The organism is Vibrio sp. 9-16B-A1, from assembly GCF_056726165.1.
Genome location: NZ_JBSDZD010000005.1, coordinates 79,960 through 104,866 on the forward strand (window position 1 = coordinate 79,960; position 24,907 = coordinate 104,866).

A 24,907-nucleotide genomic window follows, 5' to 3' on the forward strand; every position below is an offset into this window, starting at 1 on the left:
AACTGAAGCCAGTTCCCCGGTACTGTTTCTGCACACTATTTTTCCTGAACTTCCAACCCTTTCATCTGCTCATCCAGGTTAAGCACTGTCAGCGCGTTACTTACGCTGGTCGCAATCACATCAATGGCTCCGGTGCGCAGTGCGCCGAGCAGGGCCAGTGGTTTGCTGTTTTCTGCTGCGATGGCGATGACTTCTGCGATTGGGCGGAACTCGTCGATGCCGAGGCCGATGACCCGGTCGTTCATGGCTGTGTCGGTTACCTGCCCTTTGATATCGAAAAAGTCGTAACCAGCAAAGTCCCCTACTACCCCTTCCATCAGGCGGGACTGGACGACTTCGTCTGCAGAGAACCAGCCGAGGTCTACCATATAGCTGTTCTCGCTCATGTCACCAATACCGACCAGGGCTACATCGGCTTTACGGGCCAGGTCCAGGGTTTGTTTGACTGTGCTGTTCTGCATAAAAGCCAGTTTTTGGTCTTTGTTTTCTGCGTAAGCCGGGGCGTAGAGGGTTTCTGAGCTGCCGCCGTACTTTTTAGCCAGCTGACGGCAAATATGGTCAGCGTTGAACTGGCCGCCGCGGGGGTGAATACCACCGATGCCACAGACGAACTTAACGTCACGCGGGGTAATTACGCCGACATGGTGGGCAACCGCAGATACGTTACGTCCCTGACCAACGGTGACGACCATACCGTTTTTAAGGGTGCTGCTGAGGTAATTGGAGACAAGGCCGGAAACCTGGGTACGCTGCGCTTCTTCATCGGGCTGATCCAGAGCGACCAGTGCCCGCTTTACACCAAAGCGTTCAATAAGTCGCTGCTCAATCTTGGCGCTGAAGACCGGGTGATACTTAACGGTGATCTCCACAATCCCTTCGTCACGTGCCTGCTTTAATAAGCGGCCGACTTTAGCGCGGGAGATAGAGAACTTTTTGGAGATCTCTTCCTGAGTTGCGCCATCCTGATAGTAGGCGACGGAAATCTCTGTTAACAGGTCGGTATTTTCAACCGAAACGTCATTGCTGCTCATAGTCAGGTCCTGTAAAAGCGGTTACATCTGTTCAGCCGCTGATCATACGTCAGCACCCTGAACAAATGCAACATTCGCTCACGGACAATACAAATGTTCACATCACAATTTGCACCATTTTTATGCTGGTCAAATTTCCCGCACGAATGAGCAAACGTTTATATGCCACAAGGGCTGCGGGAGAGGTGAAAAAAGGTTGATGTAAGTCACTATGTGGTGGTTTCCCCCGTTGACTTTGGGTAGGTTTGGGATAAGTATGGATACATCATTTACTCACCAATTGAACGGATGCTCAAAGCAGATGTTCAACTGGTAAAAAGAATCCTTAGTTTCGTCCGGCTAAATGAGCAGATGTAACTAAACTCTTTTTTAAACCGCTTGCAAATGTCCGCGCCATTTTGACGCGCTGAGCCAAAAGCCCAATATAGGATGATCACAATGAGCAACAAGCTAGAGCAACTGCGTAAACTGACTACTGTTGTAGCCGACACTGGTGAAATCGATGCGATTAAAAAGTACCAGCCGGAAGACGCGACGACCAACCCGTCTCTTATTCTGAAAGCAGCACAAATCGAAGAGTACGCACCGCTTATCGACCAGGCGATTGAATACGCTAAAGGTCAGAGCGGCGACAAAGCTCAGCAGGTTCAGGACGCTTGTGACATGCTGGCAGTAAACATCGGTAAAGAGATCCTGACGACTATCCCAGGCCGTATCTCTACTGAAGTTGACGCTCGTCTTTCTTACGATATGGAAGGCAGTGTTGCTAAAGCACGTCAGCTTATCAAAATGTACAACGATGCTGGCATCTCTAACGACCGCATCCTGATCAAACTGGCTTCTACCTGGGAAGGTATCCGTGCTGCGGAAATCCTGGAGAAAGAAGGCATCAACTGTAACCTGACTCTGCTGTTCTCTTTCGCTCAGGCGCGTGCTTGTGCTGAAGCGGGTGTATTCCTGATCTCGCCATTCGTTGGCCGCATCATGGACTGGTACAAAGCGAAAGAAGGCCGTGACTTCGAAGCAGCTGAAGATCCAGGCGTACTGTCTGTATCTAAGATCTACAACTACTACAAAGAGAACGGTTACAACACTGTCGTTATGGGCGCAAGCTTCCGTAACATCGGTGAAATTCTGGAACTGGCTGGCTGTGACCGTCTGACCATCGCTCCTGCTCTTCTGGCTGAACTGGAAGCCGCTGAAGGTACAGTTGAAGCGAAACTGACTGCTGCAAACAGCGCTGGCGAGCGTCCTGCTGCAATGACTCACTCTGAGTTCCTGTGGGAGCACAACCAGGACCCAATGGCTGTTGAAAAACTGGCTGAAGGTATCCGCAACTTCGCTGTTGACCAGGGCAAACTGGAAGCGATGATTGAAGCTAAGCTTTAAGGCCCTGGGCCCTGGGGGAGTTCGCTGACTGCCCTTCTCCCCAGAACCCAGGACCTAAGTCCGCAAACCAAATTCTCCGGAGGTGCCCATCGCACCTCCTTACATAAATTTTTAAGATAATTTCGGAAAATATTATGGATCGTAAACATCTTGCTAATGCAATCCGTGCTCTGAGCATGGACGGTGTTCAACAAGCTAACTCTGGTCACCCTGGTGCACCTATGGGTATGGCTGATATCGCTGAAGTACTTTGGCGTTCTCACCTGAACCACAACCCACAGAACCCGGAGTGGGCTGACCGCGACCGTTTCATTCTGTCTAACGGCCACGGCTCAATGCTGATTTACTCTCTGCTGCACCTGAGCGGCTACGAGCTGTCTATCGACGATCTGAAAAACTTCCGTCAGCTGCACTCTAAGACTCCTGGTCACCCTGAGTACGGCTACGCACCTGGTATCGAAACTACTACTGGTCCTCTGGGTCAGGGTATCACCAACGCTGTAGGTATGGCGCTGGCTGAGAAAGCTCTTGCTGCTCAGTTCAACAAAGAAGGCCACGACATCGTTGACCACTTCACCTACGCATTTATGGGTGACGGCTGTCTGATGGAAGGTATCTCTCACGAGGCATGTTCTCTGGCAGGTACTCTGGGTCTGGGCAAACTGATCGCATTCTGGGATGACAACGGCATCTCTATCGACGGTCACGTTGAAGGCTGGTTCTCTGACGATACGCCTAAGCGTTTCGAAGCTTACGGCTGGCACGTAATCCCGGCGGTTGACGGTCACGATCCAGAAGCGATCAACGCAGCGATTGAAGCGGCGAAAGCAGATCCTCGTCCTACCCTGATCTGTACCAAGACTATCATCGGCTTCGGCTCACCAAACAAGTGCGGTTCACACGACTGTCACGGTGCTCCTCTGGGTCACGAAGAAATTAAAGCAGCACGCGAATTCTTAGGTTGGGAACATGGTCCGTTTGAAATTCCGCAAGAAGTCTATGCAGAGTGGTCTGCGAAAGAAGCAGGCGCAGCTAAGGAAGCAGCGTGGAACGAGAAATTTGCAGCTTATGAAAAAGCACATCCAGAGCTTGCAGCAGAATACAAACGACGCGTAAGCGGCGACCTGCCAGCACAGTGGGAAGAAGAAGCGAGCAAGATCATCGCTGAGCTTCAGGCTAACCCGGCTGACATCGCTTCACGTAAAGCATCTCAGAACGCTCTGGAAGCATTCGGTAAGATCCTGCCTGAGTTCATGGGCGGCTCTGCTGACCTGGCACCTTCTAACCTGACCATGTGGTCTGGCTCTAAGTCTCTGACTGCTGATGACGCGTCTGGTAACTACATCCACTACGGTGTGCGTGAGTTCGGTATGACTGCGATCATGAACGGTATCGCACTGCACGGCGGCTTTGTTCCTTACGGCGCAACCTTCCTGATGTTCATGGAATACGCACGTAATGCAATGCGCATGGCTGCACTGATGAAAGTTCAGAACATCCAGGTTTACACTCACGACTCTATCGGTCTGGGTGAAGATGGCCCGACTCACCAGCCGGTTGAGCAAATGGCTTCTCTGCGCCTGACTCCTAACATGAGCACATGGCGTCCATGTGACCAGGTTGAGTCTGCTGTAGCATGGAAACTGGCTATCGAGCGTAAAGACGCACCAACTGCACTGATCTTCTCCCGTCAGAACCTGGCTCAGCAGCCACGTGACGAGCAGCAGCTGGCTGACGTAGCGAAAGGTGGTTACATCCTGAAAGACTGCGAAGGCAAGCCAGAGCTAATCCTGATCGCTACCGGTTCTGAAGTTGAACTGGCAGTTGAAGCAGCAGCTCAGCTGACTGCTGAAGGCAAGAAAGTACGCGTAGTTTCTATGCCATCTACTGATGCGTTCGACAAGCAGGATGCAGCTTACCGTGAAGCGGTACTGCCATCAGACGTTACTGCACGTATCGCTATCGAAGCGGGTATCGCTGACTTCTGGTACAAGTACGTTGGTTTCGACGGCCGCATCATCGGTATGACTACCTTCGGCGAATCTGCACCAGCAGGTGAGCTGTTCAAGATGTTTGGGTTTACTACCGAAAACGTGGTGAACACAGCAAAAGAGCTGTTGAACTGATATACCCCCAATTGCTCTTAATTCAATGCCCCGCTACCGGTTTGTAGCGGGGCTTTTTTATGTATGGAATTCAGTGAGTAAGGACTTAAGCACGCCTCTGCAGGACAAAAACAGGAAAAACACACAGTAGCATTTGCAACATTTGCGATTGCAATAAACTGTTACAAATGATAATTTTCTGGCACACCTTTCCAGCAGTACAGCTAAACCATGAATGAGTTGAACATCCGCCGCCTGAAGTTGCTATGTAACCAGTTTGCCCCAAATATCCCCTACGAAACGACGCTCGATTCCCTTGAAGAGACACTGGTCTGCTCACGCCGCAATATTTCAAATATCATGCGTAACCTGTCAGATCTGGGCTGGGTAGAGTGGAATCCGTCTGTAGGGCGCAGCAAAACCAGTTCACTCATGCTCAACATTTCTCTGCGTGACGCTCTCAGACAGACCATGCAGGAGGAGCTCCAGGCCGGACGATCCCGCCTGATTGCCAAACTGCTGGAACAGTACCAGCAAACGGCTCTGGAAGCTCTTGCCCTGGCTACCGAGGCCAATGCAAACCACAATACCATTCATGAGCAGTTCCAAATTACCAATTATCCAAAAGTTGATATCCTGGACCCTATCAAATCATTTCGCCATGCAGAGCTGCAGATTGTTCGCAGCACTTTCGACACCCTGCTGAATAAAAATTCCCACGGTTCGCTGTTACCTGGTATCGCCCACGACTGGGAATTTGACGACAAAACGATGCAACTGTGGATCAGGAAAGACGTAAAGACCCACGCAGGAAAACAGCTGACTATTGCTGATATCGTTACTAGCCTTGACCGCACACGGAGCCAACAGGGGCCACTGCGCTACCTGTACAGCCAAATCGAAAGCGTCCGTGAAGCGGAAAATCACTCACTCAGAATTGAGCTGACCAGGCCTAACCCCCTGTTTCCGTTTGCCCTTACCAGTCCTTGTGCTGGTATTACTCTGGAAGAAACCCGGCATTTCTCAGATGGCAGAGAAGTGCGGACAGGCACCGGCCCATTCAGAGTCAGCGACTGGAATGATGAGGAAATCGTGCTGGAGAAACACCACAGCTATTTTGGTCAAACTGCGGTACTGAGCAAACTCACGTTGACGCACGGCCAGCCTGGGCAGAAGAAATGCAATCAGCAGGCATCGGGGAAACACACCAGCACCCCAAAACAGAGTTATTCCTATCTCTGCGCACAACACCGGGAGGAGAGTCAGGTATCACATTCTCAACTCAGAATCCTGCTCGACTACCTTTCATTGTCACGGGCAGGCTTTAAGGCGGGAACACCTGTGTTGGGCGCAACCCTTGAGCCTGCAGAGCTTACAAACAGCCTGCCACCGCCTCAGCTTAGCGGAAGAATCGTTATTGCTGAGCCCAGATGGAATGTTGATTATCTTCTTAATTTGTCTGAGTGGGTCAAACAAGTAATCCGTTCTACAGGGCTGGTTGTTGATACCATCGAACTGGAGGATGTTGCCAACCCGGCAAGTATCAAAGAACACGCTGATTTGCTGCTGATGGCAGAAATTGTTGAACAGCCAAAATGTTATGGCCTGTACGAATGGCTTTTAACCTCCACCTGCCCACGCTTTCTGCATACAGAAAAGCAGTTTGCCCGCTACCTGGACAATATCAGCAAAGCAACTGAGCATCCGGAGCCCTGTGAGAAACTGGCCGAAATAGAACAAACCATTGTAAAACAACAACTGTATACTCCGTTATTCTTAGGCACCAGCTTTCAGATAAAGAACTCTGAGTTAAGTGGCACACACTTTAACTCACTTGGTTACAATGCTTTCCATAAGCTTTGGGTCAATTGAAATTAAAATATTATCTCATTCTAATTTATCTCAATCTGATTTAATGACAGATATATTTATAAGGAAAAATCGCACTTCAGGTGTGCCTGTTTAAATTTGGTGACTGCGCCATAATGCTCCCGACAAATAAAACAGGTTATTACCGGAGTAGTGGTATATGAGTATCAAGAAAAATGTATTAAAGCTGACTGTTGCAGCAGTTAGCATTGTGTCTGCTTCAGCGTTCGCTGAAGGTTATGTTGGCTTCGGCGCAGGTCAGGCCATGTTTGGTGATGCAGAGATTAACACCCCTGTAGGCAGTGGAGACTGGCCTGTTGATCAAAATGCATTCTCCGCCAGAGTCTACGCAGGTTACAATTTTAATGAGTATATTGGCGCAGAAATAGTCGCAGGAAACATTGGCAGTGTAGAAGTTAAAAACTTTCCTATTGAAAACTATGAAATTAACGTAGAAGTTGAGTCCATAAAATATATCAGCCTCCAGCCTAAGCTAACATTCCCTGTAACAGAAAAATTCTCTGTTTTTGCAAAAGCCGGTGTTGGAATTAGCTTTATCGAGGCAAAGGCTTCTGATTCAGATGCGCCGGAAAACGCAGTAAAATACAGTGACAGTACTTTTTCAACAGCATTTGGACTTGGTTCAGAGTACTTAATTACCGAACACCTTTCAGCCCGCGTTAACTGGGAATATACGAAGCCAGTCGTTGATCTGTCTCAACAAGCAGGTATAGAAGTAGGCCTGAACATTCAGCAGATCTACGCAGGTATCAACTACCGCTTCTGATAACAAATTCGGCCGTTACCGAAACAGTTCCGGCCGTCTCGCAGACAGGAGTTTCTTGACCAGCGAAATCAGATGATCCCGCTCTTCATCTGAAAGGTGACCAAGGAACTCTTCATTACACTCACGAGCCTGAAGCGTTGCCTGAGGTTCAATAGCACGCCCTTTATCCGTCAAGAACACCAGACGGGATCGGCGGCTTGCGGGATCTGGCCTGCGTTCAACCAGACCAAGAGACTCCAGCGAATCCAGTACTCTTGTCGTCGTATATTTGGCCGTACCACAACGCTGGGATAACTGAGTCTGGGTAATCCCCTCTTCTTCCCAAAGTGCAAACAGAGTAGGCCAGTAAGTCAGTTCAAGCCCCATACTGCGCAAGCGGGTGTCCAGCCCTGTCGCCAGTTCCTGACCCAATACCGCTATCAGCCAACCAAAGCTGTCCTGTCGCTCAAGTTTGTGTTCCACTTTGTTCTCTTTCTGTTCATCCTGTGCCGCGTTAAGTCTAACGGCATGAAAAGGCAAGTAAAGCGAAAAACCGTTCCCGCTAATCCGCCCCTCGAATTTCCATAATGGAAAAGAACAATTCTTTCTATTTCACTATTGGAAAACAAGCATCACGGATATAGTAAAACCATAACAATGATATGGAATTACCCTTATGTCCTTCGAACAAAAGCTGCGCAGTATCATCACTGACCCTAATCTGAACGTTAAACAGAAGAACAACTTCCTTGCGCTGGAAGCAGAAGCCTCTCTGCCTTATGTAGATGTGGCAGCGGACGTCATCCAGGCGATGGATGATGGCGTGCTGTGCGATATGTTTGAGGGCCATGCGCCGTTCAAGCCTCGCTACGTGTTACCGGACTATGCGAAGTTCCTGAAACAGGGCTCAGAATACCTGGAACTGGACGCACCCCAGACGCTTGATGAAGCGCTTAATGCACTGACGATTCTTTACCACCACGTCCCCTCAGTAACTAATATCCCGGTTTATCTGGGCCAGCTTGATGAGCTGTTGCTGCCGTTTTGTCAGGACATCAGTGAACAGGCGCTGTACCAGAAACTGAAGCTGTTTTGGATCATGCTAGACCGCACCCTGCCGGATGCATTTATGCACGCCAATATTGGCCCGCGCGACAACATTGTCTGCCGCACTATCCTGAAAGTGGACGCAGAGCTTAAGCAGATCGCCCCTAACCTGACCTTTATGTACGATCCAGCTGTGACTCCGGACGATCTGCTGCGTCAGGCAACAGGTAACATCTGCCAGACAGGTAAGCCTCACGTAGCAAACTACCCGATGCACGCAGAGACATTTGATGAGCGTGGCTTTGGCATTGTGAGCTGCTATAACTCGCTGCCACTGGCCGGTGGTGCCAATACCCTGGTGCGCATGAACCTGAAGAAAGTCGCGCAGCTCAGTGAAGACAGTGACCACTTTCTCGCCGACGTTCTGCCCCGCTACTGCGACCTGATGTATCAGCTCATCGAAGCCCGCAGTCAGTTCCTTCACGAGGAGTCCAACTTCTTTAAAGGTTTTCTGACTCAGGAAGGTCTGATTGATGAAGACCGTTTTGCGCCTATGTTTGGCATTTATGGAATGGCTGAAGCCGTGGCAATTCTGCTGGAGAAAGCCGGAAGTAAGGCCCGCTATGGCCACGATACCTCAGCTAATCAGCTTGGCTACGCGATTTCCAAAGCACTGGATGCCATTGTGACCTCCACTCCGGTTCAATACGGCTATCAGGGGCGCGCCCTTCTGCACTCTCAGGGCGGGATCAGCATTGATGACGAAGTAACGCCAGGTGTGCGTATCGCCTATGGTCAGGAACCAGACCCAATCACCCATATTCAGGCGCTGGCACCACATCACCAGTACTACCGCTCAGGGATCAGCGAGATCCTGACCCTGGATGAAACCGTCAAAGCCAACCCGGAAGCGGTGTATCAGTTGTGTAAAGGTGCGCTGGCAACCGGGCTGCGCGAGTTTACCGCTAACGTAGACTCCAACGACCTGATCCGCATCACCGGCTATATGATCAAGCTGTCCGATATCGCTAAATTCCGCGAGGAAGGCTCACGGACCAATACCACCTTCCTTGGCGCGGAAGCTGCGGAAAACACCGCCGTTCTGCAGCGGGCACCACGGGTAGTCAGCCATGAGATGAAACCGGTTTATGAGAGCTGAAGTCAGTAAAATCCTGCCCTTTTCCTGTGTAGACGGGCCAGGCAACCGGATGGTTATCTTTCTTCAGGGGTGCAACTTTGCCTGCCAGAGCTGCCATAATCCCCATACCATCAACTCGTGCAATCACTGCGGTGATTGCATTGAGGGCTGCCCTGCCGGGGCGCTTACAATGAAAGAAGAATTAATTGAATGGGATGCTGAGGCCTGTACCCACTGCGATGCCTGTCTGGAGGCCTGCCCACGCAATGCCAGCCCCAAAACCCGTCACTACAGCGTTGAAGAGATGCTGGCAGAGATAAAACGCCGGGCTGCGTTTTTAACCGGGATCACCATAACCGGCGGTGAAGCTACCATGCAGCTCGGTTTTATCGTTGATCTGTTTAAAGCGGTTAAGCAGGACTCTGAACTCTCGCACCTGACCTGTATGGTGGACAGCAACGGCACATTGAATGAAGCGGGCTGGGAGAAACTGTTGCCATGGCTTGATGGCGCCATGATAGACCTGAAAGCCTGGCACCATGACACTCACCTCTGGCTGACCGGACGTAAAAACCACCGGGTGCTGCGCTCGGTCTCATTGCTGGCTGAGCATGGCAAACTGCACGAGATCCGGCTGCTGCATATCCCGCAGCAAACCGACTACCATGACCCGGAACTGGCCGGTTTTCTGGCCCGGCTTCCTGGCCATATATTTATCCGCTTAAACGCCTTTCATACTCACGGGGTAACCGGAGTGGCATCTGAATGGCAAAGCTGCAGCGAGCAGGAACTGACAGGGCTTGCAGGAATGCTGCTCGATCATGGAGTCAGCAACCTTATCCTTCCTCAGGTGTATCAATAGAGCGGCATACCTGCGTGATCTGTTCATACAACCAGCGCTGAGCCGGGTCATTCATGCCCGGCTTGTGCCACACCAGGCTGTAAGCCACTTCCCCATACTGAAACGGCAATGGCCGGGTCACCAGGCCACGTGCCTGCATGGCGTGTTTTGCCCACTGTTTTGAGCTGGTAAACAGCAGATCAGAGTGATGACACATCAGCGCCGCGCTGCCAAAATCCGGTACTGAAATCGCCACACGCCGTTTGCCATATTTCTGCGCCAGCTGAAGCTCAAAGAATGGCACATTCAGGTCTTTGTCCTGAATCCCGATATGCTGACAGGACAGATAGTCCTCCACGCCTAAGCTTCCCGCTGCCAGCGGGTGTTCAGGGCGCATCAGGCACACCATTTCATCACTGAGCAGAGTTTCCCACACCAATTGACCCGAACTGGCCGGTGGCTGACTTTTGTCATGCGGCAGCAGGATAAAGTCCAGATTGCCCTTGATTAGCGCGTCAAACCCCTGCCCTTCTTTAGGCAGGATCTCCAGCCGGATATTCGGCGCCTGATCCAGTACCTGCGCTGAAAGCTTTGCGGCCAGCAACTCAAAGGTACTTTCGCGCATAGCAAGGGTAAACCGGCCCTGATAGCCAGACGGGTCAAACTCTTCGCGGGTCAGCATTTGGTTCATCTCACTCAGCATCTGACGCACACTGGGCCCCAGACGGCGGGCAACCGGCGTTGCCACCAGCCTGTTCCCATGGCGACAGAACAGCTCATCATCCAGACTGGTACGAAGCTGAGCCAGGGTTTTGCTCACTGATGAGGGCGCGACACAGAGCCTCTCAGCGGCTTTGGTTACACTGAGGGTATCAAGCATCACATGCAGGGTGACAAGGTGCTTCATGCTGATACGGGAGAGTTTGATTAAGTCCATAAACAATAAAGAAAATGGGGAAGGCAACCAGCATAGCAAAGGGGGCCGGATACAAAAAGGCCCCTCTCAGATAAAAGGGGCAAGACAGGACTTAAGAATAGTAACGAATAGTTTGCCAGAAATCTGTTGGAGAATGAGGGGCCTGGCTGCCCCCTCATCCCTCAGGTTTTAGAAGAAGTACTTGAAGCGTACACGCATGCCGGTGTCTGCGTCTTCCGCGAACAGATTCGTCTCTTTCTCTGCATCTACTGTGGTGTGGTAAGCCCCCAGATAGATAGAGAAATCTTCGACTGCCAGTACATCAGCGAACTCATAAGACGCATACCAGGTACCAACGGTTACATCGCCTTCATAATGACCAGAGATCTCGTCGTTTTCGTAAGTGTTCAGCGCGTGAACATAACCCAGACCGAAGCCATTCCACAGGGCATTCGCACCGAAGGTGCGGTTGATTTCATCAACTGCATCCATGTATGCAACGTTCAGGTTTACACTCAGGTCATCCTGGGTGTAGTTGGTGGTCAGGCCGTAACCGGTACGCTTGGAGATATCTACACCAGTGTCGGTAACTACCGCATCTTTAACCAGGTTAGTTTCCATAGAAACTGCTACGCCAAAGTTACCCATTTGGTAACCAACTACCGGACGTACCAGAAATGCGTCTTTTGCAGCCTCACGCTTAATCGTCGCACCATGGTATTCGGTACCTGCAAACAGTTTATCGCGTTTACCCAGCATACCTGCTACTTCTACATACAGGTTGTCAAATGACTGGCTGTACATAATCTGGCCTTCACCGCCACGGCCACGCGCTTCTTTCATCTGGTAAACGTATGCACTGCCGTCAGTATACAGGTCGTTCGCTGTATCACCAGAGTACTCAAGGAAGGTGTCCTGGCCTACCGGGAACATGTCAAATGACTCGAAGCGACCCATGCGGATATTCCAGCCGTCTTTCTCACCAAAACCAAACCACGCATCATCAAGATTTACGGTACCGCTGGTATCCATCAGAGGCTGTGCTTTAAACTGGAATACATGACCAGTGTCGGTGTAACGCTCGCCCGCAAATTCAAGAAGAATACGACCAGACTGATCAAATTCTTTAGTATTATTGTCGTTTGATTCACGATCCTGGTAGTTGAAATCAAATTCAACATCACCACCAATCGCAAAGTTACCATGTTCGTTATCAACAATGCTGATACCCGCATTTGCAGACAGAGCTGTTGAAACTAATACTGCAGCAAGAGACAATTTAAATGTGCTTTTCATATCTATACCTAAATATTTTGGAATTAATATTCAGAGGTAATAAGCCAATTTATCGGTTGGCTTTTTAATTATTGGGAACCACCCCTGAACTGGTTTCCATCATAGGAGGGAGATTTTTATTGCACAATCGCCAAGCATAAGAATGTGCCGCATAGATCACAGCTTTAGAAAACCAGAATTAAACTATAAAATACAATGACTTGATGTTTTTTTATGTAAAAATTGATATTGTTTTACCGGCACTGATATTAATCTCAGAAAAATAACACTCCACTAACATTGTATCGAAATTGTTCTGTGACATTCATCACCACAATGGTTTCACAACAAACAAAACGCGCCATGACTTTTTACTTTGCACAAAATGAAAAACCCGCCGAAATTGGCAGGGCTGAGAGAGGAACTCAAATTTTATTTTCAGATCAGAACAGATATTTAAACCAGGCACGGAAACCGGTATCGGCATTCTCTTTAAACCAGGTTCCGGCTGTATCATTATCACGGTCAACAGACGAGTGATATGCCCCCAGATAAATTGAAAAGTCAGGCACACCCAAAATATCAGCAAAGTGATATGAACCGTACCAGGTATTTACTTTAACGCCACCTTCATAAAAGCCGGTAATTTTATCATTCTAGCAGGTATTGTGCGCGCGAATATAACCCAGAGCGAAATCACTCCACAGACCATTCACGCCGTAAGTACGGTTGGTTTCATCAACCGCGTTCATGCAGGCCATGTTACCAATCAAGCGCCAGTTATCCGCTTCGCAAGCCACCATTACACCGTAACCACGCCAGTCAGACACATCCACTGCGCCATTCTTTGCTACGACTGCATCTTTCACCAGGTCCTTCTCAATCGCCACAGAGATCGGCAAGCCGCTCTCTTTGTCGGTCAGCGCAGTACACGCATAGTATAAAACCCACCGTAAAAGGTGGGTTTTATAAAAGCCTTACAGAGGTTTACTGATCTTATATAAACGGTGCCCTGCTGCTGTGCAGTGGCCACAGAACACCACAGCTGACCTCTCCAGTACAGTAAATCCTGGTCGCGTGCTCCGGTGTAAATACCCGGCCGGAAAGTACCTGCTCTCCGTGATTCACGAAGATTTCCAGGCTGGATACATCAGATAAAATGGTCAATGCTACCGCTTCACCATCCAGCGATAATGTCCGGATCCTGTCGCCATCGCGCTGAAGGGTATGAGTCCGGTCAAACCAAAGTGTTCCTGACTCACTGTCGTACCTGAGAGAAACATAATACTCGCCATCACTATGAAGCTTGAGCTCGCTGCCAGGTGACATTTCAACGTCCAGTTCAAACTGCTTTCCGGCGTTCACGCCATCGGTCAGCGTAAGCTTCTCCCCGCGCAAAGACTGGTACTCCCGGGCGGGTTTCTGAATCAGCCTGCCATTTTCATAACTCAGCTCGCGGAGCGCACCCAGCTGGTGAACCCAGCCTTCATCTGCGCTTGGCTGGTCAACTTCATCGGGCAACCCCATCCAGCCGATCATCAGCCTGCGGCCGTCAGCGGCCAGGGTGCTTTGGGGGGCATAGAAGTCAAAACCATAATCGAGCGGAGTAAAGTCACTCAACGCCAGTTTCTCCCCGGCATTTTCCCACTGCGCTTTTACGATGCCATTATGGTGCGGGATGGTGTGGTAAGGACTGTCAGACTCAATTCCCTGTGGACCAATCACTACAAAATACTGCCCTGCCAGTTCAAACATATCCGGGCATTCCCACATATAGCCGTGCCCGCCCAGTTCGTCTCCCATAAGGCCAAGGTAGTCCCAGTTTTTGAGATCCTGTGAGTGATAAATCGCAAGGCGTCCGGTCAGGTCATCGCGCTGGGCTCCCAGCAGCATCCGGTAACCATCGCCAAACGGGATAATTTTCGGATCGCGGATATGCTCCGTCACACCCGCCGGAGGCGCCGCAATCACCGGGCCCTGTTTTTCAAAGTGAATACCGTCATCAGATACTGCCACGCACTGAGTCGTCAGGCGCTGCCGGTCACTGCCAACCCGGACATTACCGGTATAAAACAGCTTCAGCTGGCCGTTGTGGCTGAGTGCATGACCACTGAACACACCGTGACTGTCGTACCAGTCTGAAGGGGTGAGCGCAACCTCCTGCCAGTGCCAGTTCACCAGGTCAGTACTGGTCAGGTGCGCCCAATATTTGTCTTTGTGGGCACAGGAAAATGGATACCACTGATAAAAAAGATGGTACTGGCCCTGGTGAAAAATGAAGCCATTGGGATCATTGAGCAATCCCTGTGGCGGCGTAATATGCCAGCCAGGACGGTGGGCACTGTCGCAGGGCTGCTGAAAATCCGCGAGACGACGTCGCTGCTCTGCTTCAATATGGCGGCCAAGCTGATGGCAAACCGCTTCATCCGGTCTTTGCTCACCACTGAGGCGAACCTGATTCAGTTCTGTATCTGTCTCTGCATGCTCAAAGCTGTGTTTCTCAAGTGAGGCCAGCTCAAGCAGTACAGACTCTGAAGTGCGCAGCACTCGTGTCAGGTTCTGCGAACCACCGCAGCGCTGCAGTATCTCTTTTGCGTTCATCTTCACACCTGATATTTTCGGGAACGTTTGCAAAATAGCTGACAATCCAAAAAATCGCAAGCGTCAGAGGTGAGATCTATGCGCGTTCTAACAGGTCTGACGCTCTACTTCAGTGAACGAAAGTATGTGCTTACTCATCAGCTGTGGCTTACCCTCTATCAGCTCCAGCATCAGATTAGCCGCCATTTCTCCTGCTTTATCAAAAGGGTAGTCAAAGGTAGACAGTCCTGGCGAAACCACCGATGACATCTCATCATTACCCACGCCCAGTACTTTCACATCCTGGCCCACTACTTTGCCAGCCTGCTGCAATCCCTGGATGACACCAATAGCGATGCGGTCCGTTGCACAGAACACGCCATCAAGCTGCGGATATTGCATAAGCAGTTCGCCAATCTGCTCACGGCCGGAATCAATGGAAAACTCCCCCCGGCTGTGAAACAGCGCAGGCCCCGCTCCACAATGCATCAGCCCCTGTTCAAAGCCCTGAGAACGGAGCTGGTCAACCGCAATATCCTGGCTGGTAACACCAATGAATCCCACCTGCTTTGCACCGGATTTAGTCAGACGCTGAGCAGCGCAAAAGCCAACCCGGACATCATCATGAATCACGCTGGGTATATTGAACAGTGAACCGTCCTGCCCCACCAGCACTACCGGAACCCGAGAGTTCTGAATCGCATCAACCAGTGGCTGGTCAATATGGGTCGCGTAAAGAATGATCCCCTCAACACGCTTCTGGTTAAACAGCTGAATGAAGCCCTGCTCTTTCTGATAATCAAGCTGACTGTTAGCAAGCAGGACATGTTTTCCTTGTTTTTCAAACACTTTGCTAAGGCCATCAATCCCCTGCCCGGAAGCATTTGAAGCTACACGAGGGACAATCACACCGATCAGATTAGTCTTTTGTGATTTCAGATCTTTGGCGACCTGGTTGACCATATAGCCACACTCTTCAATTGCCTTTCTGACTTTGACCCGGGTCGCTTCCTTAACACCGTATTCATCGTTGATCACCCGCGAAACGGTCGATTTGGAGACCCCCGCAGCCTGTGCCACATCATGCAGACTTGCCATAGTTCCTGTTTGTCCTGAGGTTTTTGGGATTGTTTGCAATTTTATCCTCTTTCCAGCTCCGATTGAACGGTCAAAAACCGATAAGATTGACAACAAGAATACTTTTTAGACGATCTGATTCACGTTTTTTGTACTTTTTCTTTGACGAAATCCTGTCCCGGGTGAAAAATCCGTTTTGCAAACGTTCCCGAAAAATTAATTCCGACCCTACGGAGAGATGTTATGGATTACCCTGCTGTAGCTGCCAACCTGCTAAAACTGCTGGGAGGCAAAGAGAACATTCAGGCCCTGGCCCACTGTGCTACCCGGCTGCGCCTGGCGCTGAAAGACGAGACCCTTGTGGATGAAAAAGCGATTGATGATCTCGATGGTGTGAAAGGCCAGTTTAAAGTGGCCGGTCAGTACCAGATCATATTTGGCTCCGGTATCGTGAACCAGGTTCACGCTGAGATGGCCAAACTGACCGGTATGGCCGAGATGAGCACCCGCGACGTTGCTTCTGCCGGTGCTGAGAAGCAAAACATCGTTCAGCGCGCAGTGAAAGGCCTGTCTGACATTTTTGTTCCAATTATCCCGGCTATTGTGGCCGGTGGTCTGCTGATGGGTGTGTTCAACCTGCTGACAGCCCGGGGCCTGTTTATCGACGGCCAGTCACTGATTGAAGCTAACCCGGGCATGGCCGACCTGGCTGGTATGATCAACACTTTTGCCAACGCACCTTTTGTTTACCTGCCGGTACTGCTCGCCTTCTCAGCCAGTAAGAAGTTTGGCGGTAACCCATTCCTTGGCGCAGCGCTGGGTATGCTGATGGTACACCCGGACCTGCTCAACGGCTGGGGCTTTGGTGGTGCCAGCGTGGCGGGCAATATCCCGGTATGGAACATCTTTGGCTTTGAGATCCAGAAAGTCGGCTATCAGGGTTCAGTTCTGCCGGTACTGGTTTCCGCCTTTATTCTGGCGAAAGTCGAGAACGGCCTGCGCAAAGTGATCCCATCGGTACTTGATAACCTGCTCACGCCGATGCTGGCTATCTTTATCACCGGCTTTGTTACCTTTACCCTGGTTGGCCCGCTGACCCGTGACATCGGCTTCCTGTTGGGTGACGGCCTGAACTGGCTGTATGACTCTGCCGGCTTTGTTGGCGGCGCTCTGTTTGGCTTTATCTACGCACCGTTTGTAATCACCGGTATGCACCACAGCTTTATCGCTATCGAGACTCAGCTGCTGGCGGATATTGCCGTTACCGGCGGTACCTTTATCTTCCCGATTGCAGCCATGTCTAACGTTGCTCAGGGTGCTGCGGCCCTGGCAGTTGGCTTTACCACTAAAGACTCCAGACTGAAAGGTATCGCCATGCCATCAGGTGTGACCGCACTGCTGGGGATCACTGAACCGGCAATGTTCGGAGTGAACCTGAAACTGCGCTACCCGTTTATCGCTGCAATCACCGGCGCGGCGGTTTCCAGTGCCTTCATTACCCTGTTTAACGTGAAGGCTCAGGCGCTGGGCGCGGCAGGTCTGCCGGGCATCATTTCAATTCGTCCGGAGAACATCGGCTACTACGTGACCGGTATGCTCATCTCCTTTGCTATCGCCTTTGGCCTGACTCTGCTGCTGGGTATGCGTACCAGACAGGCACAACCAGCAACGGCATAATCCCCCTCAGGTTGCGGGTTCCCTGTGCTCTGCCCGCAACCTTTTTTGCTTTTCCTTCAGCAAAGTCCCCCGGTGTTTCACCTGTCCTGAATACTGCCGCGTATGGCGTACCACCCGGGCAAACTCATCAGACCATCATACTGTTTACATTTATTTGTGGTGCTCCGTTTCACCTCTGTGAAATAATGCTGTTTTTATAAGCAACAAGCAGGCTTCCGGTGGCGCACAATTCGCATAGCTTTATTACCGAAAAGCTGGTTGAAGTGGTGGAAGACCGCAGACGCCGACAGGACCTTATGGTCAACAGTCTGACAATACTGGGCATCATTTTCCTGACTGGCTTTACCTGCCTTAATTATCTCAAGGGAAACAGCGCACTGGCCTCCACTCTGCTGCTGTTTACTCTGTGGGGTACCGGCAATATCTGGCTGCTCAAACGCTACCGCAATGCGGGCATCGTGAGCCTTAGCTGTATTCTTTACCTGTTAAGCCTGATGCTTATCTGGAGTGGCGGATTTGATAACACCGGCATCCTGTGGGTTTACCCCATAATTGCCATCAGTATTTTTATCAATCCATTCAAAAACGGACTCCGTCTGACATGCGCATTTCTGACCATTATCAGTGCGCTGTTTTTGCTGGAACATCAGATTGATCTGTTACCGGCAACCTACAGCACAGCCACCGAGGTGCGTTTTGTGCTTACCCTTGCTGCACTGTGTGGCATGTGCCATATCCTGGTCTACTTTCAGACCAAATCCGATGAATACCTGCTGCAGATGCATAAGGAAGACATTCATACTCTGGCGTATATGGACTCCCTGACCGGCCTTGCCAACCGCAGCGCATTTCGCTCGGTACTGGCGCACAGTGTGCTGCAGAAAAAGCATGCAGCTGCCGCACTGATGTACATTGATCTCGACAACTTTAAACCGGTTAACGACCAGTACGGGCATGACACCGGCGATCTTGTCCTTGCTGAGTTTGGTCAGCTCCTGAAGGAACTGACCCTTAACTACCTCGGCCCCGCTACAGGACCATACAACGTGGGCCGCCTGGGTGGCGATGAGTTCGCGATTTACCTTTCCGATCTCACCGACTGCAGCAAAGCTGAAAACCTGGCTGCCGAAATCCTTAATCTGTTTAACAACGCTCAGTTCAGTACCCTGCGCGATAAGCAGCATCAGCTGTCTGCCAGTATAGGTATCGTCATCTTCAGCCCGGCCAGGATGAAACCTGCCGAAGCCCTCAATCAGGCAGATAAAGCCATGTATCAGGCCAAACAGGCCGGAAAAAATGACTACATAATCAGAGGTAAGTCAGATTTTCAGACCATCTCTCCGTGATAAGCTGCAACTTTTCAGCCCTGGGAGAAGCACCGATGAACAAAGCACTGCTGTTCGACATGGACGGACTGATTTTTGATACCGAAGGCATGTATAAACAAGCCTGGCAACGGGCGGCAGCCGAACAGGGGCTGGAGCTGACGGATGAGTATTATCAGAACTTTATCGGCACCCAGGACCCGGAATGTGAGCGACTGATGCTGGCGAAGTTCGGCGATGCGCTGGACCTTCCCCGTTACCGCAAAGTGGTCAAAGCACTCCTCTGTGATGAAAGAGCCAAAGGCATCGCGTTTAAACCGGGATTCCACCAGCTCTTCTCTCTTGCCCGCGAGCAGAGCAAACTCTGCGCTCTGGTCACCTCTTCTCACCTTCCTGAAGTACAACACCATTTTGATGGCTCTGGCTATCTGGAGCAGTTCGATACTCTGGTAACGGCAGAAGATGTGGAAAACGGTAAACCACAGCCAGACTGCTACCTGATGGCGTGTGTAAGACTCGGAATTGAACCGGCTCATGCACTGGTGCTGGAAGATTCGAACAACGGAATGCAGGCCGCGCTGGATGCGGGCTGTGTGGCAGCAATGGTCCCGGACATTCTGCCACCACGTGATGACATTTCAGCCCGGGCCCATTACATTCTGGACAGCCTCGATGAGGCGTGCGCCATTATTTCACCAGAGTAAGACCGGTGTCTTTGGCTACGCCGAGGAAGTCGTCATTGAGGAAATGAACGTCTTTGTAGCCATGTTTTTTCAGTGTGGCGTAACCAAGAGATGCCCGGGCGCCCGCTGCACAATGCAGGATCACTTTCTTATCTTTCGGCACCATCGCCAGTTTACTGTCGAGTGCTGAAAGAGGAATATGCACTGAGCTTTCAAGGTGGCCCTGTGCCAGCTCTTCGTCATCACGCACATCAATGATCACAGCGCTTCCTGCTTTCACCGCTTTGGCAAACTCTTCACCGTCTACCGCACCTGGTACCGGTTTCTTCACATAAGTCAGCTCAGTGCCAGGTTTGCCCACCGGCCCCTGCCAGTCAGCCACGCCGCCTTTAAGGATGTTTACGTTGGCGTATTTCCAGAACGTCAGCAGCTCGTAGGCTTCAATGGCATCGTCACTGTCTTCACGGTCAGAAAGGATGATGATCGGTGCTTTTTTATCGCGAACACCCAATACCAGACGTTTCTTAACCGGGAATTTTTCTGCGTTCCACTTGTCGTGCATATCCGCCAGCTCAGAAGCCGGCATGCGAACTGCACCTTTCACACTGCGCATACCATTTTCACGCACATCCAGGATCACGTGGTGAATATCGAGGTTTTTCGCCAGCCAGTCTGCATTTACATGGGTCGGATACACGTCCCCTTTCCACGCAGGGTAACCTTCCACGTACGCTTTGGCATTGGTATAACCATGCTTCATCGCGATCTTCATCGCTTTCGGGCTCAGCGGACAGGTCACGCCGCCACAGTAAAACACCAGTGGAGTGGCTTTGTTTTTTGGCAGCCAGTAAAGATTTTTCTCAAGAGAGGTCGCCGGAGTCGCTACGGCACCAGGAAGGTGACCCACATCATAAACACCTTTCGGACGGGCATCGCCAAGGAAATAAGCATCACCGCTGTCCATCAGCTCTTCCAGTTCATCGGTAGAAATCACCTGCTCAGGTGGCAGCTTGACCAGGATACGTTTGATCTTCACCGCGACGCCGTCATCATTGACCGTAGCCTTAAACTTGGTGTTGACCGTCAGATCTTTGAACGAATCAGCCTCGACCAGCTCAGTCTCATCGGTAAACTTCAGCACGGTGACATCACTGGTTTTTGGGTTCAGGTATTTAATCACCTTACCCTGCACTGAAATTGATTTGATCTTACCGGTGATCTCACCGGCTTGCAGATACCAGGGTGCTAACAGCACCACCAAAACCGCTATCCATTTTTTGAACATAACTAACTCTCCTGGTTAACTTAGTTACATGCCGCCATTTCACCACTGTCTGCCGCATACTTCATGGCAAAGTCTTTAATGTCCGGCGCGATTTCCTGGAACTTGTCGCTTTTCAGGAACGCTTCCGATTCAGGATGTTTTTTGGCGTACTTTTTGATGAACTTAGACGCATCTTTTTTAAACATACGCTTCCACTCAACTTTCAGATGCTGAGAGGCAAACTCCTGACCGTTATAGCCAAACAGCGGGCGCAGATACTCAAGATAGTATTCCTGCCCTTTGGTGGCATCAGCCTGAGCACCAAACGCAGCCAGAGCCAGTGCAGTTGCTAAGAATAGTTTTTTCATCATCCGTTACCCCTTTGATTCATCATCAATAACTTCTTTACCGGTCAGCATGGTTTTAAGGTGACTCGACAGCTTCGCCCCCATGGTGATCAGATAAATATGCCCAATTAAAAACGCCAGCAGCGCGTATGCACAAAATGTGTGTATTGCTGCCACCCAGCCAATCTGGTCAATGATCCCTGCCGCCCTAAGCTCAGGGAAGAAGAAGAACACCAGCCCGGTAATCACCTGCAGTGGCACCAGACCAAACAGCACTCCGAGATAAGCCAGGCGCTGAAGCGGATTAAACTTGTTTTCCGGTGTCATGTGATGCGGGTGTGGCTGGCCAACAAACACGCCATACAGATAGAAGCGCATAACACCATCAATGCCTTTCATATCCGGAACAAACTGCTTCCATTCACCGGTAGTCAACACCCAGGTAAATATCAGCACCACCAGCGCGGTCCAGATAAAACCGCCAATATGGTGCATGTGGCTGCTCTGTTCAAAACCAAACACATCAATCACGCCGTGGATGTCCAGACCAGTGACGATCAGCATGATGATCAGCAGTGCCTGAGCCCAGTGCCAGAAGCGTTCAAAACGTTTATACAGTACGATGATTTTTTTCATTTCTCTGGCCTCCGCATTACTTGTTCTGCGCTCTGCGCCCGCGAGTGATAATCCGGTATCCGGCATGCAGTACTACGCCTGCCAGTACGCCAAACACGGCTAAAATGCCAAACCACTCTACCCAGGCATAGCGGTCGCGACGGACCAGATAGAAGTCATCCAGCCCATCCAGCCGGCCTGGCCGACTGTGACATGAATCACAGGCCACGGCCTGTTCTGCCGGAGCCACCATGTGCTTGATTGGCCAGTAACCCTGGGTTTCGATGAAGCCGAAATTGCCGCTGTAGGAGACTTCATTGAGTTTCGCCCCGGCTTCCAGCGCTTTAGGCCAGTCGAACTCTGTCCAGAATGCGCCGGTGCCTTTTTTGCCGTACAGCTTGATTGGCAACATGTGGTTCTGCTCGCTGTCATACGGCTGTTTGCCCTGGTGGATCTTAAACGGCCAGATACGGGCTTTCGGATCGTTGTAATCGCCGGTTGGCGGGTTGATGTCGATTGGAGCATCTTCAGGATCAAAGGTGTCGTGGAACGTCATCTGCTTCAGCTCACCTTTGTACCAGCGATACTCCGGCACCACGTTTTTACCCCAGGTAAAGGTGCCTTTTTTGCTTACGTAAGCGTGGTGTTCAACACCATCAAACTCTTCATCCACCACGAATGGCTTGCCGTCTTTCAGCTCGCCAGCCGTAGACCAGTCCCAGGACAGCTTGGTCAGATATGGGCCGCGCGCCATTTCAGGAATGTGACAGGCGGGGCAGGAGACTTTGGCGGTATGGTTGTCGATATCGCGCTCGTTATGAGGTGTTGGCCCGTGGCAGCTCTCACAGGAGACGTTGTTTCCTTTGCGCTCGTCACGGCGCATATCGGTTTCATGGTCAATGAAGGCGCTGCGATCGTAGTAGCGGCCGGAGATCTTATGCTCATCTGCGGTATGGCAATCCTGACAACCAAAGTTGAGCTTATCCGGGCTCATGTGAACATCCAGCTCAAACTCTGGCGTGATCAGCGAGAGATCGGTATCGCCATGTTTTACCCCATTGCCGCCACCACCAACTGCGTGACAGGCCAGGCAGTTCTCACGGCCAGGCTCTCCCACACGCTGGGCAACAAAAGAGAGGTCAACGGCTTTACCTTGCTTGGTGTCTTCGTAATACGGATGACCGGACATGGCAGCAGACTTTTTGTAGGTGCCGGTTTTGTCATGGCACACCAGGCAATCCACGTTTTCTTCTGCGTCAAACTCAAAGTCTTCATTGCGCCAGCCGTAGCCAACGTGACACTGGGTACAGCTCTCGTTACCCCGCGCAGAGACACAGTAGTTGTTAAAGGCGTTCTTTCCTTTACCTTTTTCTACTCCATCTACGGTTTTTTTCCAGGTCCAGTGGAAGGTTTTATGTACCTGTTTGGCCGCTTCGGTATGACATTCAAGACACGCTTCGGTGACATCCGGTGCGTAGTCAAACTCCTGCTTGAGTATCTCGAAAGTTGAATGATCGGCGGTACTGGTTGGGGTTAGTGACGCTTTGGCCTGTGGCGCAGCAGCATCAGATGCATGAAGCACTCCACTGAAACCAAGCAACATCAGCGCAATGATGACCGGTCTTTCCATGATTTCATCCGTCTAAATTATTATTTACTAATATACACATAGCTAATATAGCAGAGATAACCACTAATACTTTATGGTTATAGGTGATAAATCATGGACTTATTAACCAGATCACGCTTTTTTTTTAACCTTTAAGTAACCTTAAATTGACCTGAGTCATTTTAATTCATTAATTACTTGTTTATCAGAAGGTTAAAATCTGACCGGTATACGACGGGCACCAAACCCGGAAGAAAAGCGCCGGAACCGCCCCGGCAGCTGATGATGACAGTGCAGACAACGCCCCTGCTCGTCCAGCTGGTAACCCCCCAACTGATACCAGTCCCGTTCGATCACTTTATTACGGCAATGAGGACAATAAGTACTGTCTGCCTGACTGGCATGCACATTACCGACATAAACAAACTGCAGGCCGCAGGCGTAAGCTATCTCCCGTGCCCGGAGCAGGCTCGCCGGAGGAGTTGCCGGTCTGTCCGTCAGCTTGAAAGCGGGATGAAAAGCGGTGAAGTGGAGCGGTACATCCGGGCCAAGCTCGCTGACAATCCAGCCACACATCTCATTAAGTTCGGCTGCGCTGTCGTTTTCACCGGGGATCAGCAAAGTGGTGATCTCCAGCCAGGCCTGGGTGGAGTGATAAATGTACTTAAGGGTATCGAGTACCGGCTCAAGATGACCGGCACACAGTTTACGGTAGAAGGACTCACTGAAGGCTTTCAAATCCAGATTCACGGCATCCATCTGAGAAAAAAAGTCAGCCCTGGCCGGTTCGAGAATATACCCGGCGCTGACCGCGACACTGTACACCCCTTTTTCACGGCAGGCTTTGGCGGTATCGAGCGCGTACTCCAGAAAAATCACCGGATCATTGTAGGTGTAAGCCACGCTGTCACAGCCATGACGCACTGCAGCCTCTGCAATGGCCTCCGGGGGGGCCTTTTCGCCCAGCGAGTCCATCTGGCGGGATTTGCTGATGCTCCAGTTCTGGCAAAACTTACAGCCAAGATTGCAGCCTGCCGTACCAAAGGAGAGCACCGAACTGCCGGGATAAAAGTGATTGAGGGGCTTTTTCTCAATCGGGTCAATACAGAACCCACTGGAGCGGCCATACGTGGTCAGCACTATTTCCCCATCCTGCGCCTGGCGTACAAAACAAGCCCCGCGTTTACCCTCTCTCAGGTGACACAACCGGGGGCAAAGATCACAGACCACCCTGCCGTCATCCAGCCTGTGCCAGTAACGTGTTTTTACCTGCATTGCATACTCCGGGAATATACCCATCAACTTGAATATTATTTTCTATACTAACTATAGTTCCTGCACCGAAAAGGCACC

General features: G+C 50.8%; 20 protein-coding genes and 1 pseudogene. 9 read left to right on the forward strand and 12 right to left on the reverse strand.

Annotated features, from left to right (window positions below):
• Window positions 1–35: 35 nt before the first annotated feature.
• Window positions 36–1,031 (reverse strand): sugar-binding transcriptional regulator, encoded by a 996-nt coding sequence (locus ACVB80_RS09945; protein WP_481081135.1) that lies wholly within the window; start codon window positions 1,029–1,031, stop codon window positions 36–38.
• Between the two features lie 438 nt (window positions 1,032–1,469).
• On the opposite strand from ACVB80_RS09945, the gene tal reads away from it, so the two are divergent.
• The 4 genes from tal (at window position 1,470) to ACVB80_RS09965 (ending at window position 7,181) form a co-directional block, all read left to right on the forward strand.
• Window positions 1,470–2,420, forward strand: coding sequence for a transaldolase (gene tal, locus ACVB80_RS09950; RefSeq protein ID WP_481081136.1), 951 nt, complete (start codon window positions 1,470–1,472; stop codon window positions 2,418–2,420).
• A 134-nt stretch (window positions 2,421–2,554) separates the two neighbouring features.
• The gene (gene tkt / locus ACVB80_RS09955) at window positions 2,555–4,546 is read left to right on the forward strand and encodes a transketolase (protein WP_481081137.1); all 1,992 of its coding nucleotides are present in this window, start codon (window positions 2,555–2,557) and stop codon (window positions 4,544–4,546) included.
• Window positions 4,547–4,756: 210 nt separating this feature from the next.
• A complete protein-coding gene (locus tag ACVB80_RS09960) occupies window positions 4,757–6,397 on the forward strand; it encodes an ABC transporter substrate-binding protein (protein ID WP_481081138.1) in 1,641 nt (546 codons plus the stop codon).
• A 157-nt stretch (window positions 6,398–6,554) separates the two neighbouring features.
• Window positions 6,555–7,181 carry an outer membrane beta-barrel protein gene (locus ACVB80_RS09965; protein WP_481081139.1) on the forward strand — a complete coding sequence of 209 codons (627 nt, stop codon included), beginning with the start codon at window positions 6,555–6,557 and terminating at the stop codon, window positions 7,179–7,181.
• A 15-nt stretch (window positions 7,182–7,196) separates the two neighbouring features.
• On the opposite strand, the gene ACVB80_RS09970 is transcribed toward ACVB80_RS09965, so the two are convergent.
• Window positions 7,197–7,643 (reverse strand): MarR family winged helix-turn-helix transcriptional regulator, encoded by a 447-nt coding sequence (locus ACVB80_RS09970; RefSeq protein WP_481081140.1) that lies wholly within the window; start codon window positions 7,641–7,643, stop codon window positions 7,197–7,199.
• Window positions 7,644–7,836: 193 nt separating this feature from the next.
• Between ACVB80_RS09970 and ACVB80_RS09975 the strand changes: the two genes are divergently transcribed.
• Both ACVB80_RS09975 and ACVB80_RS09980 read left to right on the forward strand, forming a co-directional pair.
• Window positions 7,837–9,366: a YjjI family glycine radical enzyme gene (locus tag ACVB80_RS09975; RefSeq protein WP_481081141.1), complete on the forward strand. Its 1,530-nt coding sequence runs from the start codon at window positions 7,837–7,839 to the stop codon at window positions 9,364–9,366.
• Window positions 9,356–10,207: a YjjW family glycine radical enzyme activase gene (locus tag ACVB80_RS09980; RefSeq protein ID WP_481081142.1), complete on the forward strand. Its 852-nt coding sequence runs from the start codon at window positions 9,356–9,358 to the stop codon at window positions 10,205–10,207. Before ACVB80_RS09975 ends, ACVB80_RS09980 begins: the two co-directional genes overlap by 11 nt.
• Here the strand turns inward: ACVB80_RS09980 and ACVB80_RS09985 are convergent.
• From ACVB80_RS09985 to ACVB80_RS10005, 5 genes and pseudogenes are all read right to left on the reverse strand, one after another.
• Complete coding sequence (locus ACVB80_RS09985) at window positions 10,182–11,123, reverse strand: LysR family transcriptional regulator (RefSeq protein ID WP_481081143.1); 942 nt, start codon at window positions 11,121–11,123, stop codon at window positions 10,182–10,184. The two genes, ACVB80_RS09980 and ACVB80_RS09985, sit on opposite strands and share 26 nt — an antisense overlap.
• A gap of 168 nt (window positions 11,124–11,291) precedes the next feature.
• On the reverse strand, window positions 11,292–12,398 hold the full coding sequence (locus ACVB80_RS09990; RefSeq protein WP_481081144.1) for a carbohydrate porin: 1,107 nt from the start codon (window positions 12,396–12,398) through the stop codon (window positions 11,292–11,294).
• Window positions 12,399–12,820: 422 nt separating this feature from the next.
• A pseudogene (locus ACVB80_RS09995) lies at window positions 12,821–13,279 on the reverse strand (carbohydrate porin).
• Window positions 13,280–13,373: 94 nt separating this feature from the next.
• Window positions 13,374–14,978, reverse strand: a complete 1,605-nt coding sequence (locus tag ACVB80_RS10000) for a glycoside hydrolase family 32 protein (protein WP_481081145.1) — start codon at window positions 14,976–14,978, stop codon at window positions 13,374–13,376.
• 87 nt (window positions 14,979–15,065) lie between these two features.
• Window positions 15,066–16,055: a LacI family DNA-binding transcriptional regulator gene (locus ACVB80_RS10005; RefSeq protein ID WP_481081146.1), complete on the reverse strand. Its 990-nt coding sequence runs from the start codon at window positions 16,053–16,055 to the stop codon at window positions 15,066–15,068.
• A gap of 222 nt (window positions 16,056–16,277) precedes the next feature.
• Here ACVB80_RS10005 and ACVB80_RS10010 point away from each other — a divergent pair, with 222 nt between their 5' ends.
• From ACVB80_RS10010 to ACVB80_RS10020, 3 genes are all read left to right on the forward strand, one after another.
• Window positions 16,278–17,711, forward strand: coding sequence for a sucrose-specific PTS transporter subunit IIBC (locus ACVB80_RS10010; protein ID WP_481081147.1), 1,434 nt, complete (start codon window positions 16,278–16,280; stop codon window positions 17,709–17,711).
• Window positions 17,712–17,929: 218 nt separating this feature from the next.
• The gene (locus ACVB80_RS10015; RefSeq protein ID WP_481081148.1) at window positions 17,930–19,057 is read left to right on the forward strand and encodes a GGDEF domain-containing protein; all 1,128 of its coding nucleotides are present in this window, start codon (window positions 17,930–17,932) and stop codon (window positions 19,055–19,057) included.
• A 35-nt stretch (window positions 19,058–19,092) separates the two neighbouring features.
• Window positions 19,093–19,740 (forward strand): HAD family hydrolase, encoded by a 648-nt coding sequence (locus ACVB80_RS10020; RefSeq protein ID WP_481081149.1) that lies wholly within the window; start codon window positions 19,093–19,095, stop codon window positions 19,738–19,740.
• On the opposite strand, the gene ACVB80_RS10025 is transcribed toward ACVB80_RS10020, so the two are convergent.
• The 5 genes from ACVB80_RS10025 to amrS all read right to left on the reverse strand — a co-directional run bounded on the left by ACVB80_RS10025 (window position 19,724) and on the right by amrS (window position 24,829).
• Entirely contained in the window at window positions 19,724–21,004 is a 1,281-nt protein-coding gene (locus ACVB80_RS10025) for a rhodanese-like domain-containing protein (RefSeq protein ID WP_481081150.1), read from the reverse strand. The two genes, ACVB80_RS10020 and ACVB80_RS10025, sit on opposite strands and share 17 nt — an antisense overlap.
• Before the next feature lie 20 nt (window positions 21,005–21,024).
• The gene (locus ACVB80_RS10030) at window positions 21,025–21,354 is read right to left on the reverse strand and encodes a hypothetical protein (RefSeq protein ID WP_481081151.1); all 330 of its coding nucleotides are present in this window, start codon (window positions 21,352–21,354) and stop codon (window positions 21,025–21,027) included.
• 3 nt (window positions 21,355–21,357) lie between these two features.
• On the reverse strand, window positions 21,358–21,966 hold the full coding sequence (locus tag ACVB80_RS10035; RefSeq protein WP_481081152.1) for a cytochrome b/b6 domain-containing protein: 609 nt from the start codon (window positions 21,964–21,966) through the stop codon (window positions 21,358–21,360).
• Window positions 21,967–21,982: 16 nt separating this feature from the next.
• The gene (locus ACVB80_RS10040; protein ID WP_481081153.1) at window positions 21,983–23,575 is read right to left on the reverse strand and encodes a tetrathionate reductase family octaheme c-type cytochrome; all 1,593 of its coding nucleotides are present in this window, start codon (window positions 23,573–23,575) and stop codon (window positions 21,983–21,985) included.
• 192 nt (window positions 23,576–23,767) lie between these two features.
• Entirely contained in the window at window positions 23,768–24,829 is a 1,062-nt protein-coding gene (gene amrS, locus ACVB80_RS10045; protein ID WP_481081154.1) for an AmmeMemoRadiSam system radical SAM enzyme, read from the reverse strand.
• Window positions 24,830–24,907 lie beyond the last annotated feature (78 nt).